The sequence below is a fragment of the Cryocola sp. 340MFSha3.1 genome (assembly GCF_000383315.1).
In the GTDB taxonomy this organism is placed as follows: domain Bacteria; phylum Actinomycetota; class Actinomycetes; order Actinomycetales; family Microbacteriaceae; genus Leifsonia.
In genome coordinates this window covers 2,068,099-2,083,217 of record NZ_KB911087.1, presented here as the reverse complement: position 1 = coordinate 2,083,217, position 15,119 = coordinate 2,068,099, and the positions used below count along the sequence as shown (strand labels likewise).

Annotated in this window: 17 protein-coding genes; 7 read left to right on the top strand and 10 right to left on the bottom strand. The window is 71.2% G+C overall.

All coding sequences use genetic code 11. The annotated features are described in order from the left end of the window. Window positions 1-28: 28 nt before the first annotated feature. The 3 genes from H284_RS0109975 to crcB are packed head-to-tail and all read left to right on the top strand — an operon-like array spanning window position 29 to window position 1,370. A complete protein-coding gene (locus H284_RS0109975) occupies window positions 29-556 on the top strand; it encodes a universal stress protein (protein WP_020076123.1) in 528 nt (175 codons plus the stop codon). Then, a complete protein-coding gene (locus H284_RS0109970; RefSeq protein ID WP_018189116.1) occupies window positions 553-996 on the top strand; it encodes a fluoride efflux transporter FluC in 444 nt (147 codons plus the stop codon). Before H284_RS0109975 ends, H284_RS0109970 begins: the two co-directional genes overlap by 4 nt. Continuing rightward, on the top strand, window positions 993-1,370 hold the full coding sequence (gene crcB, locus H284_RS0109965; RefSeq protein ID WP_018189117.1) for a fluoride efflux transporter CrcB: 378 nt from the start codon (window positions 993-995) through the stop codon (window positions 1,368-1,370). Before H284_RS0109970 ends, crcB begins: the two co-directional genes overlap by 4 nt. A 33-nt stretch (window positions 1,371-1,403) precedes the next feature. Here the strand turns inward: crcB and H284_RS0109960 are convergent, their stop codons facing one another. Beyond that, window positions 1,404-1,766: a nuclear transport factor 2 family protein gene (locus H284_RS0109960; protein ID WP_020076122.1), complete on the bottom strand. Its 363-nt coding sequence runs from the start codon at window positions 1,764-1,766 to the stop codon at window positions 1,404-1,406. Window positions 1,767-1,813: 47 nt separating this feature from the next. Between H284_RS0109960 and H284_RS0109955 the strand changes: the two genes are divergently transcribed. Beyond that, entirely contained in the window at window positions 1,814-2,317 is a 504-nt protein-coding gene (locus H284_RS0109955) for a hypothetical protein (RefSeq protein ID WP_020076121.1), read from the top strand. Window positions 2,318-2,323: 6 nt separating this feature from the next. Here H284_RS0109955 and H284_RS0109950 read toward each other — a convergent pair whose 3' ends face one another. Then, on the bottom strand, window positions 2,324-2,776 hold the full coding sequence (locus tag H284_RS0109950; protein WP_020076120.1) for a MarR family winged helix-turn-helix transcriptional regulator: 453 nt from the start codon (window positions 2,774-2,776) through the stop codon (window positions 2,324-2,326). Window positions 2,777-2,900: 124 nt separating this feature from the next. Here H284_RS0109950 and H284_RS0109945 point away from each other — a divergent pair, with 124 nt between their 5' ends. The 3 genes from H284_RS0109945 (at window position 2,901) to H284_RS0109935 (ending at window position 6,857) form a co-directional block, all read left to right on the top strand. After that, window positions 2,901-4,103, top strand: coding sequence for an MFS transporter (locus tag H284_RS0109945; protein ID WP_020076119.1), 1,203 nt, complete (start codon window positions 2,901-2,903; stop codon window positions 4,101-4,103). Between the two features lie 51 nt (window positions 4,104-4,154). Further along, on the top strand, window positions 4,155-5,114 hold the full coding sequence (locus tag H284_RS0109940) for a hypothetical protein (RefSeq protein WP_020076118.1): 960 nt from the start codon (window positions 4,155-4,157) through the stop codon (window positions 5,112-5,114). Between the two features lie 90 nt (window positions 5,115-5,204). Further along, on the top strand, window positions 5,205-6,857 hold the full coding sequence (locus tag H284_RS0109935) for a chaplin family protein (protein ID WP_231371147.1): 1,653 nt from the start codon (window positions 5,205-5,207) through the stop codon (window positions 6,855-6,857). A gap of 105 nt (window positions 6,858-6,962) precedes the next feature. Here the strand turns inward: H284_RS0109935 and H284_RS0109930 are convergent, their stop codons facing one another. The 8 genes from H284_RS0109930 to ptsP form a co-directional block, all read right to left on the bottom strand. Continuing rightward, entirely contained in the window at window positions 6,963-7,247 is a 285-nt protein-coding gene (locus H284_RS0109930) for a ParB family protein (protein ID WP_018189124.1), read from the bottom strand. A gap of 188 nt (window positions 7,248-7,435) precedes the next feature. Continuing rightward, window positions 7,436-8,476, bottom strand: coding sequence for an NAD(P)/FAD-dependent oxidoreductase (locus H284_RS0109925; protein ID WP_020076116.1), 1,041 nt, complete (start codon window positions 8,474-8,476; stop codon window positions 7,436-7,438). Next, window positions 8,473-9,000 carry an isoprenylcysteine carboxyl methyltransferase family protein gene (locus H284_RS0109920; protein WP_018189126.1) on the bottom strand — a complete coding sequence of 176 codons (528 nt, stop codon included), beginning with the start codon at window positions 8,998-9,000 and terminating at the stop codon, window positions 8,473-8,475. The genes H284_RS0109925 and H284_RS0109920 overlap by 4 nt, the downstream gene beginning before the upstream one ends. Beyond that, window positions 8,997-10,187 carry a type III polyketide synthase gene (locus H284_RS0109915; RefSeq protein ID WP_020076115.1) on the bottom strand — a complete coding sequence of 397 codons (1,191 nt, stop codon included), beginning with the start codon at window positions 10,185-10,187 and terminating at the stop codon, window positions 8,997-8,999. The genes H284_RS0109920 and H284_RS0109915 overlap by 4 nt, the downstream gene beginning before the upstream one ends. A gap of 96 nt (window positions 10,188-10,283) precedes the next feature. Beyond that, window positions 10,284-11,456, bottom strand: coding sequence for a mannitol-1-phosphate 5-dehydrogenase (locus H284_RS0109910; RefSeq protein WP_020076114.1), 1,173 nt, complete (start codon window positions 11,454-11,456; stop codon window positions 10,284-10,286). After that, complete coding sequence (locus H284_RS0109905) at window positions 11,453-11,890, bottom strand: PTS mannitol transporter subunit IIA (RefSeq protein ID WP_020076113.1); 438 nt, start codon at window positions 11,888-11,890, stop codon at window positions 11,453-11,455. The genes H284_RS0109910 and H284_RS0109905 overlap by 4 nt, the downstream gene beginning before the upstream one ends. After that, complete coding sequence (locus tag H284_RS0109900; RefSeq protein WP_020076112.1) at window positions 11,887-13,404, bottom strand: PTS mannitol transporter subunit IIBC; 1,518 nt, start codon at window positions 13,402-13,404, stop codon at window positions 11,887-11,889. Before H284_RS0109900 ends, H284_RS0109905 begins: the two co-directional genes overlap by 4 nt. Next, window positions 13,401-15,110 carry a phosphoenolpyruvate--protein phosphotransferase gene (gene ptsP / locus H284_RS0109895; protein ID WP_020076111.1) on the bottom strand — a complete coding sequence of 570 codons (1,710 nt, stop codon included), beginning with the start codon at window positions 15,108-15,110 and terminating at the stop codon, window positions 13,401-13,403. The genes H284_RS0109900 and ptsP overlap by 4 nt, the downstream gene beginning before the upstream one ends. Window positions 15,111-15,119: the final 9 nt, after the last annotated feature.

Sequence of the window (15,119 nt, the reverse complement as noted above, 5' to 3'; positions counted from 1 at the left end):
GTGAACCCGGATGGTGCACACTAGGGGCATGAACGGCAATGCGCTCTCCGGCCGGGGTGGCATCCTGGTGGCCGTCGTCCCCGGTCAGCCGATCGCGGTGCTGGAGGAGGCCGCCCGTCTCGCCGACGACCTGGACGTCCCGCTCGTCTGCGCCAACGTCGACCCGGACCGGTACCTCGTCTCGAGCTACGTCGACGGAACGGTGGTCGCCTTGCCGTACGATCCCGATCTGCCCGAGACGGAGGAGACGCGGTTCGACCCGGACCTGGAGGCGCACATCCGGCGGTTCCTCGACAGTCGCGGCATCCCCTATTCCCTGCAGCAGCTGGCCGGTGACCCCGCGTGGTCGCTATCGCGGCTGGCGGACGACATGGAGGCGCGCTACATCGTCGTCGGGACGCGCGAGGCCGGTCTGCGCGGCAGCCTGCGCGAGTTCTTCAACGGCTCCGTCGGCGTGCACCTTGCGCACCGGCAGCACCGCCCGGTCGTTGTGGTGCCGCTGAATCCGGTTCCGGGTGCCCAGAAGCTCCCCTGGGAAGAGCCGCCGGTCTCGTGACGACCCGCGCGCCCGCGCCCGTGCACCTGCACTGGCGCTCGATCCTGCTCGTGTTCGTGGGGGGTGCGCTCGGTGCGGCCGTGCGGTACCTGCTCACGCTGTCGGTGCCGCCCGTCGCGGGCGTGCCGCTCATCACGTTCCTCATCAATGTGACGGGCGCCTTCGTGCTCGGGTGGCTCCTGCAGTCGCTCGCGTTGCGCGGACCGGACGAGGGCCGGCGGCGCGATCTCCGGCTGTTCGTCGGCACCGGCATCCTCGGCGGGTACACCACGTACAGCTCGCTCGCGGTGGACACGGACGGCCTGATCGCCGCTCAGAGCGTCGGCCTCAGCATCCTGTACGCCGTCGCCACGGTGGCGGTCGGCGCCATCGCGTCCGTCGCCGGCATCGCCCTGGCGTCCGGCATCGCGCGACGCCGGGCCGACCGGAGCGGCCGATGACCGCGCTGCTGGTGGTCGCCGTCGCGGTGGCCGGCGGGCTGGGCGCGGTCGCCCGGCTGGTGCTCGACGGCGTCCTCAAGGCACGGGTGCGGGTCTCGTTCCCGCTCGGCACGACGGTGATCAACGTCACCGGATCGTTCCTGCTCGGCCTGGTCACCGGGCTCGCGCTCGCCCACGGCCTGCCCCCGGAGTGGCGTGCCGTGCTGGGGACGGGCTTCCTGGGCGGCTACACCACGTTCAGCACCGCGAGCTACGAGACGGTCCGCCTGGCGCAGCAGCGACGCTATCGGGCGGCGCTGTTCAACGGCGTCGGGATGCTGGTGCTGGCGCTCGCCGCAGCCGGCCTCGGCCTGTGGCTCGGTCAGCTCGCGTGACGACCGACGGATCCGGCGGACCGGCGTGCCGGGTCAGTCCTGGTCGGGTTCCTGCTCCATCCACCACTCGGTGAACTCCTCGGCGCGGCCGTCCTCTGCGAGCCGGATGATCCACAGGTTGCTGTAGATCGGGCCGTCGCGGTAGTCGGTCACGCCCTCGACGAAGTACACCGGGCCGTCCTGCCCGAGGAGCCGCCACTCGAAGGTGGCCGCGCCCGGGTCGTCTTGGGCGTCGAGCCAACCCTCCACGATCTCGATGTGACCGTCCCACGGTTCGGCGAACGGCTCGGTGCGGTAGCTGGCGTCTTCGGTGAAGAGTGCGCGGATGTCGTCGGGCTCGTTGCTCTCCCATGCGCGTCGGTAGCGGTCGATCCAGGTGGTGAGCTCGTCGGCCATGTCCCCGTTATACGCCCTGGCCGCTGGGCACCGCTACGCTGGCGCCCATGGAGGAGCCCTTCGCGTCGTGGTCGGAGTTCAATGTCGCGGTCGCCGGGGCGGGCGCCGCCCTCGGCGGTCTGCTCATCGTCGCCCTGTCGGTCAACATCAGGACCATCGCCGAGTCGCGGGGACTCGCGGCCCGCGCGGGAGCATCCATCGCCGGCCTGATCCTGGGCGTCGCGCTGTCGTGCGCCGCGCTCATCCCGGGTCAGGGCACGATCGGGTACGGCGTCCAGGTGCTCATCGGCACCGCGCTGTGCGCCGTCGTGGTGGTGCGTTCCGCGGTGGCGGTGCAGCGCGATGCGGCCCAGACCGAATTCCGCCGCTACACCGCGGAGCGGGTCGCGCTGTTCGCGCTTCCGCCTGCGGTCTACGCGGTGGGCGGGCTCGTGCTCGTGTTCGCGCCGACGCTGCCGCTCGGGCTGGTCCTGGTGGCCGTCGGCACCATCCTGGCCATCGTCACGACTGTGCTGTTCTCGTGGGTCGCCCTGGTCGAGGTGCTGCGCTGACCCGGTTCAGGCGGGCTGCACGCTGAGCTGGGGGAGGGCGTCCACCAGTGGGGCGAGCTCCGGCACCTCGCGAGCGCCGTCGAGCGCGCGCGAGAGCGCGGCGTCGTGGACGGGGCGGGCGGTGTCGAGCAGGCCGTGCCCGTTCGCCGTCAGCTCGGTGTAGATCCCGCGGCGGTCGTCGTCGCACAGGATGCGGGTGAGCAGGCCGCGGTCTTCGAGACGGTTGACGAGACGGGTGGTCGCGCTCGGACTGAGGGCGCTCGCGCGGGCGAGCTGCTGCATGCGCATGTGCCAGCCGTCCTGGCGGGCCAGCGCGTCGAGCACCGTGTACTCGACGACCGACAGCTGGACCGCCTTGCTCAGCTCGCGCTCCAGCTCCGCCTCGATGTACCCGTGCAGCGCGGCGAGCGTGCGCCAGCCGTGCGCGCGCACCTCTACGGCGTCGTCGGCGATGCCCATGGGGCGCCCCTTCCCGGTCGTCTCGGCAGACGGGTTGCGCGAAGTAGTTGCACGTGCAAGTATTTATAGCGCGTCTGCAACTAACAGAGTAGCGCACCACCCCCGCATCCCGAAGGAGACATCCATGCCCGCTGGCCTGATCGCCCTCGCACTCGGAGGGTTCGGCATCGGACTCACCGAGTTCGTGATCGCCGGGCTCCTGCCCGAGGTCGCCGCCGACTTCCACGTCGACGAGGCGACCGCCGGCTGGCTGATCTCGGGGTACGCGCTCGCGGTGGTCGTCGGCGCGCTCGGCCTCACCGCCGCCGCCACGCGCATCCCGCGCAAGGCGGCACTGCTCGGGCTGATGGTGCTCTTCATCGTGGGCAACCTGCTCTCGGCGATCGCCCCGGACTACGGCGTCATGCTCGCCGGGCGCATCCTCGCCGCACTCTGCCACGGCGCGTTCTTCGGCATCGGCTCCGTGGTCGCCGCCGGTCTCGTCGCTCCGGAGAAGCAGGCGCGTGCCATCGCCGTCATGTTCACCGGGCTCACCGCCGCGAACGTGCTCGGCGTGCCGTTCGGCACCCTTCTCGGCCAGGCCTTCGGCTGGCGGTCGACGTTCTGGGCCATCACGGTGATCGGCGTGGCCGCGATGATCGGCGTCGCCCTGCTCGTGCCGCGCGACGCCGGGGAGCGGCCGACTGGTGGTCTCCGCGGCGAGCTGTCGGCGTTCCGCTCCGGACAGGTCTGGCTCTCGCTGGCCGCGACCGTGCTCGGTTTCGGCGGGATGTTCGGCGCATTCACCTACATCGCCTACACGCTCACCGGCGTCTCGGGGTTCGCCTCGTCAGCGGTTCCGTGGCTCCTCATCCTCTTCGGGCTGGGGCTGTTCGCGGGCAACTGGGTGGGCGGCCGCCTGGCCGACCGCTCCATCGACGGGACGCTGCTCTGGCTGCTCGCTGCTCTTGCCGTCGTGCTGGTGGGCTTCGCCCTGGTCGCCGGGATCCCGGTCGGTGCGGTGATCGCCCTCGTGCTCATGGGAGCGTTCGGCTTCGCGACCGTCCCGGCCCTCCAGCTGCGGGTTCTCTCCTACGCCTCCCACGCACCGACCCTCGCCTCGGGCGGGAACATCGCCGCCTTCAACCTCGGCAACGCTCTGGGCGCCTGGCTGGGCGGCCTCACCATCGCGGCGGGTCTCGGCTACACGTCGCCCCTGTGGGTGGGCGCCGCGATGACGGTGGGAGCCCTCGTCGTCATCGCGATCGCGGCGGCCGCATCCCGTCGTCGCTCGTCGCGCGACGAACGCGCCGAGATCGCGACTTCGGACGCATCGCTTCCGTTCTAGTAGACGGCGGAGTACAGTCCCCCTTGTCTCGAACGGTCAGGGGGTGATCGTATGCCGGATGCTGCTCAGCAGCTGCACCCGCGTCAGGTCAGCCCTGCGCGCGTGCTGATCGGCTCTCTGATCGCCGGCGCCGGCCTGACCGTCCTCGGCTTCCTGATGGGAGGCTCGCCGGCCTCTGCGGCCGAACCGGCCCCGCCGTCCTCGCCCGTCTCGGCGGTCGTATCGAACGCGACCGGAGCCGTGGGACACGTCCTCGGATCGGTCACCTCGGCGGTCGCGCCGGCCGTCCCCGAGCCCGTGCAGCAGGTCGTCTCCGCGGTGGTGACCCCGGTCACCGACACGGTCGACCAGGTCGTCGAGCAGTCGCCGGTCTCGAGCACGGTGGACCCGGTGGTGGATGTGGTGGACCAGGTCGTCGCGCAGGTGCCGATCGTCAGCGACATCCTTCCGCCGGCCCCGGTCTCATCGGTCACGCAGCCGGTCACCGGTGGCGTCGACCAGGCGGTGTCGGATGTCGTGGGCGCGGTCGACACGGCCGTGACGCCGCTGACTCCTCCCGCCGCCGCGCTTCCCGTGCCCGACCCGGGCACGACGGTGTCCGACGGTACGGACCTCCTCGGATCCCTTCTCTCGCCCGGTGCAGCGGCCGGTCCGGCCACTGCAGCGGTGCCGGCCGGTGCCGCTCTCGGGCTGCTCGCCGCGACCGGTGCCACGTCCTTCGTCGCGGGCGCGGGGCTCGTCGCCCCGTCTGGAGCCGGAGCCGGTGGTGCGCCCTCAGACGCGCCCGGAGGTCTTCCTGGCGGTGGCCTGCTCGGCGGTGGTCTGCCCGGTGGCGGGACCGCCGGTACGACCGGTGGTTCCGGTGGCCCGGGCGGAGTTGCGCCCGGTGCGGCCGCGACGGCCGACGGTTTCCTCCTGCCCGGCTCCGCGTGGAGCGGGCGCATCGGCGCTGCCGCGGATGACCGCATCCCCGCGGCTCCCGTCGCCGATCACGACATCAGCCCCGACTGAGTGGGTCGCCGCTGCCCTCTGAGGCAGCACGCGACCATTCGCCCGGCATCCTCATGCCCGGGCGCAGACACTCATTCGAAAGGCTTGATCATGAACAAGTACGTATCCAGAGGGATGTGGTTCACCCTCTGCGTCGGCGGCCTGTGGCTCGCCGGAACGGCCGCGGCCAACGCGGCCGAGGCTCCCAGCAGCGACGGCGTCGCGAGCGGCGACCAGGCGGTCGTCGGCGTCACGGTTCCGGTGTCCCTCTCGGGCAACGGCATCTCGGTCCTCGGCGACTCGACGAGCAGCGGCTCCACGGCGGCGGCTCCGGCGGCACCGGCGGCTCCCTCGGTGTCCATCTCGCCCGACTCGATCGGCGGCGTCCTCAGCGGCGACCAGGCGGTGGCCTCGGTCAGCGTCCCGGTGACGGTGGCGGGGAACTCGGTGAGCGTCCTCGGCGACTCCACCAGTTCCGGATCCGATTCGGCTGCCGCTCCGGCGGCCGCCGACTCGGGAGCGAGCGCTACCTCCGATGGTTCGGACGGCGTGGCGTCGGGCATCCAGGCGCCGGTGGCAGTGGATGTTCCGGTGACCGCCGGTGGCAACGCCATCTCGGTCCTCGGCGACTCGACGTCGACCGATTCGTCGGCCACGGCGCCCGCCGCGGGTTCCGGCTCGTCGGCGACGGCGTCGAGCTCCGGCTCGGACGGCGGACTGCTCTCCGACATCCAGGCTCCGATCGACGCCGCAGTGCCGGTGACGGTCGGCGGCAATGCGATCTCCGTCCTCGGCGACTCGCAGTCCTCGGGCTCGGAGACGACCGCTCCGGCTGCCGGTAGCGGCAGCACGGCGAGCTCGGGTGCTGGTTCGGACGGCGGACTGCTGTCTGGCATCCAGGCTCCGATCGATGCTGCTGTGCCGGTGACGGCGGGCGGTAACGCGGTCTCGGTGGTTGGTGACTCGACGACGTCGGGTTCGGACACGGCGGCTCCGGCTGCCGGTAGCGGCAGCACCACGTCGGGTTCTGGTTCGGATGGTGGCATCCTGTCGGGTGTTCAGGCTCCGATCGATGCTGCTGTGCCGGTGACGGCCGGCGGTAACGCGGTTTCGGTGGTCGGTGACTCGACGACGTCGGGTTCGGACACGGCGGCTCCGGCTGCCGGTAGCGGCAGCACCACGTCGGGTTCTGGTTCGGATGGCGGGGTGCTGTCCGGCATCCAGGCTCCGATCGATGCCGCTGTGCCGGTGACGGCCGGCGGGAACGCGGTCTCGGTGGTCGGTGACTCCACCTCGGCCGGATCCTCCACCAGCGCCCCGGCGAACGGCGGTGGGACGACCGGTGGGACCACCGGCGACGGGACCCTCGGCGGCATCGATCTGCCGATCGGTGTGGATGTTCCGGTGACCGTCGGCGGCAACGCGATCAGCGTCGTCGGCGACAGCACCACCACCGGCTCCACCACGACGCCGACCGACCCGACCGACCCGACCACCCCGACCACCCCGACCACGCCCACGACTCCGACCACCCCGACGACTCCGACCACCCCGACCACGGGTGGCACCGGTGCCGACACGGTGACGGCGTCCGCGGGCGGGGCAATGTCGCTGGCCGCGGGCAGCGGGTCGGGGGCTGCGGCCCTCGCCTCCACCGGTTCCAACGAGCTGGGTGTCGGCGCCCTGGGCGCCCTCCTCGCTCTCCTCGGAGTGATGCTGGCGTTCGTGTCCGCCAACCGGACGCGCCGCCACCACACCCGGTGATCGACGCCCGCTGATCGCGGGTCGGACGCTTCCCGGCACGTCGACGCTCCCCAGCCGTCGACGTGCCGGGAGTTCGTCGTGTCTGGTATGCGTCCGGAGCGCGGGTCAGAACCCGATCGGTCGCCCGGGCGTCAGCGGTTCGTCGTTGCCCACGAAGACCTTGCCCTCGTTGTAGGCCTTCTCGCGACGCTGCACTTCGGCCAGCAGGGCCTTGTTCAGCATCTCCGACCAACTGCCGTCGCGTTCGTCGAACGAGGTCTGGCGGTAGGCGGCGCGTGCACGATTCCGCATGGCGTCGGTCAGGTAGAAGGTCACCGTCGTGCGCTTCTTGACCGCCTTCTGCGCGGGGGCGGTCGCGTCGTCCACGGGGCCGGGTGCGGATGCGTTCATGTCTCACCTTTCGGCATATCCGATTTCGATGCTCGATTCCAGATACTAATCGGTCTACCCGTGCGGAGACCACATTCCACAGGTGCTAAGCATGCTTTAAATGCCCGAGTATGCAGGCATAACGCTCGACGACCGCCGTCTCCCGAGCGCGGAAGTGTGAGGAGGCGCGCCGGGCCCGGAAGAGGGCGTCAGTGCGAGAGGCGCTCCACGATCGAGCCGAACAGCTCGGGGCGACGAGCGGCGGTCGGCACGATCCGCGGCCGGAAGCGCGAGCGCGCCGCCACGACCAGAGCGGAGGTGAGCATGCGGAAATCCCGTGTCGTCGCCCGCCAGGCCCGCTCGTACTGCTCGGTGTTCCCCATCGTGACCGCGGCGACGGCCGCCCGCGCCTGAGCGAAGCCCACGCGCATCCCCTCGCCGGTCAGGGCGTCCACATAGCCGGAGGCGTCGCCCGCCAGCAGCACCCGCCCCGAGGCCCGCGAGCGCGCCCGTTGCAGCAGGGGCCCTGCCCCGCGAGGGTCGGTCACCACCTCGGCGCCGTGCAGGCGTTCGGCGAGCTCGGGGATGCCCGCGATCACCTCATCCACATCGAGGGGCCGCGAGCCGAGCACGGCGACGCCGACCAGGCGCTCGTCGACGGGCGTCACGTACGCCTCGGCCCCAGCCGACCAGTGCACCTCCACCAACGACGTCCACGGTTCGACCGCGAAGTGCTTCCGCAGGCCGAACCGCCTCCGGGTTCCGGGCTGCGCACGCCCGTCCAGCCGGAGCATACGGCGCACCGGTGAGTGCAGGCCGTCGGCGGCGATCACCCACGGGGCGCGCAGCGTCTCGCCGTCGCTCAGGGTCAGGTCGACACCGTCGGCGTCCTGGTTGAGGCCGGTGACCCTGGCGTGGATGCGCTGAGCGCCCAGCTCGGCCGCCCGTTCCGCCAGTGCCTGGTGCAGCACGGTGCGACGAACGCCCCGCCCGGGGCGCTCCGCGAAGCGGTGCTCGACGCGGGATCCCGCGTCGATGTAGGCGACGCCGTCGAGCCGCCTCCCGGCGGGATCGACCCCGATCCGGTGCAGTGCGGCCAGCGCTCCGGGCATCAGGCCCTCTCCGCACGCCTTGTCGATCGGCCCCACGCGCGGCTCCACGAGGACGACCTCCAGGCCGTCCACGCGTGCCTCGATGGCGCAGGCGAGACCGATGGGGCCGCCCCCGACCACGACGACCTGCGGGTTCATGCGCGTGCCGGTGCGGCGAGCACCGTGGCGAGCGCCCGGTTCTCGCAGCGGATGCGAACCACGAGCAGCCAGGCGTTCAGCACGGTGAAGACGAGTGCCGTGATCCAGGCCGTGTGGACCAGCGGGAGGGCGAAGCCCTCGACGACCACCGCGACGTAGTTCGGGTGCTTCAGCCAGCGGTACGGTCCGCCGGTCACGAGCGGCAGGTCGCGGACGACGATCACGCGCGTGTTCCAGCGCGGACCGAGCGTGGCGATGCACCACCAGCGCAGCGCCTGGCTGGCGAGCACCAGCACGAGCATCGGCCAGCCGAGCCACGGTAGGAACGGCCGGTCGGCGAACCAGACCTCCGCCAGACACGCCAGCAGCAGCCCGGTGTGGAGCGCGACCATCGGCGGGAAGTGCCCCTTGCCGAACTCCACGCCGCCGCGGGCGAACGACCACTTCGCGTTGCGGGTCGAGACGATCAGCTCGGCGATGCGTTCTGCGCCCGTGGCGAGGACGAGAACGGTGTACCAGATCACGGGACCGGGTCGATCATGGCGGCCGCGGGAAGCGCGGCGGGGGCGGTGGATGCGGCGGGCGTGCCAGCCTCGACCGCGGCGGGGAGCGCGGCCGGCACGGAGACCAGCCCCGACCGCTCTGCGCCATCCGCCCAGCGCAGCAGGACGAGCTCGCTCGTCACCCCCGGGCCGAGCGCGAACAGCAGCCCGATGGTGCCGGCTGCGTGCGCATCCAGCTGCTCGGCGAGCACGTGCAGCACGGCCGCGGAGGACAGGTTGCCGACGTTCGCGAGCGAGCGCCAGCTGGCGTCGAGGGCGCCGTCGGGCAGGTCGAGGGCCTGCGAGAAGGCCTCCAGCACCTTCGGCCCACCGGGATGCGCGGCCCAGGCACCGACGTCCGACACCTCCAGATCGTGGGCGGCGAGGATGCCGCGGGCGTCTCCGGCGAAGTTGCGCTCGATGACCTCCGGAACGCCCGCGCTCAGGACGATCCGGAATCCGGTGCCGCCGATGTCCCAGCCGATCACGTCGGCGGTGTCCGGGTAGATGTGGCTGCGCGAGTCGACGACATCGGGTCCGGCGAGGCCGAGCTTCTCTGCGCGCCGATCGCCGACCATGACGACGGCCGCGGCGCCGTCGCCGAACAAGCCGCTCGCGACGATGTTCGCCATGGAGTCGTCGCTCGCCTGCACGGTGAGCGAGCACAGCTCCACGGACAGCAGGATGGCCACCTCGTCCGGGTGGCCAGCCAGGTAATCATTGACGCGGGCGATCCCGGCGGCGCCGGCGACGCATCCCAGTCCGAAGCTCGGGAGACGCTTGACGTCGGTGCGCAAGCCCAGCCGCGACACCAGCTGGGCGTCGATGGAGGGGGCGGCGATGCCGGTCACCGACGTGAAGAGCAGGAAGTCGACGTCGGTGGGCGCGAGACCGGCGGAGTCGAGGGCCGCGGTCACGGCGCGCTCGGCCAGCGTCGTCCCCTCGGCGATGAAGAAGTCGTTGGACTCCTGGAACGAGGCCAGCGAACTGTAACGCTCGAGGGGCATCACGAGGCTGCGGGTCTGCACACCGGAGGCGGCGTGGATGCGGCGCATCACCTGCTGCCTGGCGGGGTCCGACGTGATCATCGCGAGCAGCGCGGCGGTGATCTCCCCTTGGCTGTAGCTCCGGGCGGGGAGCACCGGGGCCACCGACACGATTCGGCTCACATGCGAAACGTACCACCAGCCCCGCGCGCTGTGATCTGCGGTCGGCGGATGCTCAGGGGCGGCCGGACGGCGGGGGGAGCCGCCCGGCCGCAGCTGTCAGAGCGCCGCGTCCAAGCGCTCCTGCTGAGCCAGGGCGACGGTCTCGACGAGCGGCTCGTGGAGCGGTTCACCGGGCTCTACGCCCATGACCTCTTCGACGATCGCGGCCGGCTCGGCCTCGTCGAGCAGCTTGAGCAGCTCGACGCTCTGTGTGTCCTCGGGCACGTCGAACCGGAGGGCGGAACCGACGGCCTGGATCAGGGCCGTCGGGATGCCGCCGACGTGCTCCGCGTAGTCGGAAGCCGGACCGATGAAGCGGTCGTTCCTGCCGAGCTTGCGGATGGGCTCGCGCCCGACGCGAGTGACCTCGTCGACCAGGTACGGGTTCGCGAACCGGCCGAGGATCTTCGCGCGGTACGCGGCGAGCTCCTCCTCCGGCAGGCCGTGCTTGGCGGTGAGCGCTGCCGAGGTCTCGCGCAGAGCGGCCTCCGCCGCCTCCCGGACGGCGGGGATCGCGATGGCCTCGCTGATCGTGGTGGCCCCGTGAAGGAAGCCGGTGTATGCCACGGTCGCGTGCCCGGTGTTGACCGTGAACAGCTTCCGCTCGATGTACGGGCCGAGTGAGTCGACGAAGTGGGCGCCCGGGATCTCGGGCGCGTGCCCGGCGAACGGCGAACGGTCGACGACCCACTCGTAGAACGTCTCGACGGTCACGTCGATCCCGGCGTCCGCCGCCTGCGCGGGGACGATGCGGTCGACGGCGGTGTTCGCGAACACCGCACGCGCAGCCAGCTGCTCGCGGGTGTCGTCGTCCGGGAGCCCGTCCATGAGCTCCGCCGCCAGCAGGTCCGAGGCGCCGATCGCGTTCTCGCAGGCCATCACGGCCAGGCGGGGCGCGTCGTCCGCCCGAGCGGCCAGACCGCGGGCGATCACGGGGGCGACGAAACGGAGGATGCGGGGACCGACCGCCGTCGTCACCACGTCGGCCGAGGCGATCTCGGCGACCAGCGCATCCTCCTCGGTCGCGCTGTTGATCGCGCGGAACCCGGTGACGGTCTTCGTCTCCGAGTCCTCACCCACCAGGTGGACGCGATACGAGTCCGCCGCGGCGAGGGCGTCGATGAGCTCGGCATTGACGTCCGCGAACACGACCTCGTACCCGGCTTCGTGGAGCAGGAGCCCCACGAAGCCGCGTCCGATGTTGCCGGCTCCGAAGTGGACGGCCTTCACTCGTTCACATCTCCCAACAGCGTGTACAGCGCCTCGGCGTCGGGGGCGTCGAGCAGCTTCTGGACATCGTCCTCCTCCGAGAACAGGATGGCGATCTTCGACAGGATCTCGAGGTGCTCGTTGTTCTGACCGGCGATGCCGACCACGAACCGCACCTCCTCGCCGCCCCAGTCGAGCGGCGAGGAGTAGCGGATGAAGGAGAGCGCGGACCGCTTGATCTCGTCCTTGGACTCGTTGGTGCCGTGCGGGATGGCGAGGCCGTTCCCCATGAAGGTGGAGACGGTGTTCTCGCGCTCCTGCATCGAGTCGACGTAACCCGGCTCGACGGCGCCCGACTGCACGAGCAGCTCACCCGCCTCACGGATCGCGTCCTCCCGCGTGGTCGCGGTGCCCGCGGCCACGACGTTCGCCCGGTCGAGAATCGTGTCGGTCATTTGTTGGCGTCCTCCGTGGTTCGCTGGTTCTTGACGAGGTCGACGACCTCGTCGTACTTGGGGCTGTTCATGAAGTTGTCGACCGAGACGTGGATCGAGTCGGGCGACTGGCCCTTGGCGCGGTCCGTCAGCTGCTGCTGCGTGATGACCAGGTCGGCCGTTCCGTCGAGGTTGCTGATCGCCTGGTTCGTGACCGTGACCCCCTCCACTCCGGCCTTCTTCATCTTGTTGCGGAGCACCGATGCGCCCATCGCGCTCGAACCCATGCCAGCGTCGCACGCGAAGACGATGTTGCGCACCAGTCGATCCGTGGCGTCGCCCTGGGCGTCGCCGGTGTCGTGCTCGGCCTCGTCGACGAGGCCGCCGAGCACCGAGGAGGACTTGCCCTTGTTCGCCTCGGTCTGGGCGACGGCGGCCGACAGGTCGCCGGCGTTGCCGGCCAGCAGGTCGCGCTTGCGGCTGGATCGCAGGACGATCGCGGTGAAGGCGAACGAGACCGCGGCAGCGGAGATGATCGCCAGAGCGATGCCCAGCATGCTCGAGACGGGCGCCTGCGCGAAGATGGCGAACACCGATCCTGGCGCAGCGGGCGCTCGAAGGCCGGTCTGGAAGGCCACGTTCACCGCGACACCGGTCATGCCGCCGAGGATCGCGCCGATGATCAGGATGGGCTTCATGAGCACGTACGGGAAGTAGATCTCGTGGATGCCGCCGAAGAACTGGATGATGAACGCGCCGGGGGCGGCCGCGCGGGCCGCACCGAGACCGAAGATCGCCCACGCGAGCAGGATTCCGGCACCGGGGCCGGGGTTTGTCTCGATGAGGAAGAGGATCGACTTGCCCGCCTGCTGCGACTCCAGTGTGCCGATCGGCGTGAACACGCCGTGGTTGATCGCGTTGTTGAGGAACAGCACCTTGCCCGGCTCGACCAGGATGCTGACCAGGGGGAGCAGGTGGACCGACACCAGCCAGTCCACACCGGCCTCGAGCGCCTTGCTCAGGCCCTGCACCAGGGGGGCGATGCCGAAGAACGCACCCACCGCCAACAGGAAGCCGAGGATTCCGGCGGAGAAGTTGTTGACGAGCATCTCGAAGCCCGCCTTGATCTTCCCCTCCCAGATGCGGTCGACCTGCTTCATCAGGTAGCCGCCGAGCGGGCCCATGATCATCGCTCCGATGAACATCGGGATGTCGGTGCCGACGATCACGCCCATAGCCGCGATGGTGCCCACCACGCCGCCGCGCACGCCGTAGACGAGGCGACCGCCGGTGTTGGCGAGGAGGAGCGGGAGCAGGTAGGTGATCATCGGGCCGACGAGGCTCGCGATGTCCTTGTTGGGGAACGGGCCCTGAGCGATGAAGAGCGCGGTGACGATGCCCCACGCGATGAATGCGGCGATGTTGGGCATCACCATGTTGGAGAGGAAGGTGCCGAACCGCTGCACGTGGACGCGCGCGCTGTTGGGCTTCTTCGGGGCCGACGCCGTCGCCGACGTCTGTGTCGCCGATGTCATTGTGGTGCCTCGTTTCTGTTGTCGGGGGCTGGTGAGGTGAAACGGTCGGCGGCCTCACGGACCGCCGCCCGCGCTTCGGCCGCGCCGTCGGCGGCCAGGGCGGTCTCGGCCAGCGAACGGGCCTGGCCGAGGGTGTAGCGCTTGAGCGAGAGCCGCACGTCGGCGATCGCCGCGGGCGACATCGAGAGCGTCGTCGCGCCGAGGCCGACGAGCACGACGGCGAGCAGGGGGTCCGCCGCCGCCTCACCGCAGATGCCGACGGGCTTGCCCGAAGCCGCGCCTGCCGCGCCGACCTCGCCGATGAGGCGGAGGACAGCCGGATGCCAGGGATCCTGGAACCCGGCGACCGAACCGAGCAGGCGGTCGGCCGCGAGCGTGTACTGCGTGAGGTCGTTGGTGCCGATCGAGGCGAAGTCCGCGATCTGGAGCACACGGTCGGCGAGAAGCGCCGCCGAGGGGACCTCGACCATGACGCCGACGGTCTTCAGGCCGTACTCGCGGCCGAGCTCCGTGAAGTAGCGGGTCTCCTCGACGGTCGAGACCATCGGTGCCATGACCCAGAGGTCCGCGTCGGTCTGCGCGTCGGCTTCGGCGAGGGCGGTGAGCTGCTCGCGGAGGATGTCCTCGTTGGCGCGCAGCGAGCGCAGCCCGCGGAGCCCGAGTGCCGGATTGTCCTCGTGCGCGTCGTTGAGGAACTCGAGCGGCTTGTCCGCGCCGGCGTCGAGCACCCGAACGACCACCTTGCGGCCGCCGCCGAACGCGCTGAGCAGCTTCACGTACTGCTCGCGCTGCTGAGCGACATCGGGCGCCAGGCGCTGGTCGAGGAAGAGGAACTCCGTGCGGAACAGTCCGACGCCCTCGGCGCCTGCGGCCAGCGCGTCCTCGGCCCCCGCGGCCGAGCCGAGGTTCGCGAGCAGCGGGACGGCGGTGCCGTCCGCGAGCGCGCCCGGCTCGACCCCGCCGGCGAGGGCGGCGGCGCGCTCCTCGATGCGATGGAGCGCGTCCGCACGCTGGGTCTCGGTCGGTGAGACGGTGACCGTACCGGCCGCCGCATCCACCACGACCTCGTCGCCGTCGGCGAGGCTTCCGGCGCCGGCCGCGCCGACGACCGCGACGATGGACTTCTCCCGCGCCAGGATGGCGGTGTGCGAGGTGGGGCCGCCCTCGGTGGTCACGAGCCCGAGCACCTTGGTCAGGTCGAGCAGCGCCGTGTCCGCGGGGGCGAGATCGTGCGCGACCAGGACGAACGGGGTCTCCGACTGCGGCACGCCGGGAGCCGGCTTGCCCTCCAGGGCCGCCACGACGCGCTGCGAGACGTCGTCGAGGTCGCCGGCGCGCTCGCCCATGTAGCCGCCCAGCTCCTTGAGCATGTCGCGGAAGACGGCGAAGCCCTCGAAGACGGCGCGCTCTGCGGTCTTCCCTCCGTCGATGCGGGAGGCGACGTCGTCGGCGAGGGTCGAATCCTCCGCCATCATCGACTGCGCCTCCAGCACATCCGCCGCCGTGCCCTGGACAGTGGATGCGCGCTCGCGCAGGTCCGCCGCGACCGTGGCGACGGCCTGCTGCACGCGGGCCTTCTCCTCGTCGGGGGTGCGTGTGCTCGGCTGATCCGACGGCTCGGGCAGTGGAGCCGACATCCGCAGGACAGGCCCGACGGCGACGCCCTGGCCGATGCCGGCGCCGGTGAGGATGTTCGTGTCGCTCATGATGCGTCC

Coding starts and splice junctions, on each gene's coding strand:
- H284_RS0109975 (WP_020076123.1), top strand. CDS start 29: ATGAACGGCAATGCGCTCTCCGGCCGGGGTGGCATCCTGGTGGCCGTC.
- crcB (WP_018189117.1), top strand. CDS start 993: ATGACCGCGCTGCTGGTGGTCGCCGTCGCGGTGGCCGGCGGGCTGGGC.
- H284_RS0109960 (WP_020076122.1), bottom strand. CDS start 1,766: ATGGCCGACGAGCTCACCACCTGGATCGACCGCTACCGACGCGCATGG.
- H284_RS0109955 (WP_020076121.1), top strand. CDS start 1,814: ATGGAGGAGCCCTTCGCGTCGTGGTCGGAGTTCAATGTCGCGGTCGCC.
- H284_RS0109950 (WP_020076120.1), bottom strand. CDS start 2,776: ATGGGCATCGCCGACGACGCCGTAGAGGTGCGCGCGCACGGCTGGCGC.
- H284_RS0109945 (WP_020076119.1), top strand. CDS start 2,901: ATGCCCGCTGGCCTGATCGCCCTCGCACTCGGAGGGTTCGGCATCGGA.
- H284_RS0109940 (WP_020076118.1), top strand. CDS start 4,155: ATGCCGGATGCTGCTCAGCAGCTGCACCCGCGTCAGGTCAGCCCTGCG.
- H284_RS0109935 (WP_231371147.1), top strand. CDS start 5,205: ATGAACAAGTACGTATCCAGAGGGATGTGGTTCACCCTCTGCGTCGGC.
- H284_RS0109930 (WP_018189124.1), bottom strand. CDS start 7,247: ATGAACGCATCCGCACCCGGCCCCGTGGACGACGCGACCGCCCCCGCG.
- H284_RS0109925 (WP_020076116.1), bottom strand. CDS start 8,476: ATGAACCCGCAGGTCGTCGTGGTCGGGGGCGGCCCCATCGGTCTCGCC.
- H284_RS0109905 (WP_020076113.1), bottom strand. CDS start 11,890: ATGACCGACACGATTCTCGACCGGGCGAACGTCGTGGCCGCGGGCACC.
- H284_RS0109900 (WP_020076112.1), bottom strand. CDS start 13,404: ATGACATCGGCGACACAGACGTCGGCGACGGCGTCGGCCCCGAAGAAG.
- ptsP (WP_020076111.1), bottom strand. CDS start 15,110: ATGAGCGACACGAACATCCTCACCGGCGCCGGCATCGGCCAGGGCGTC.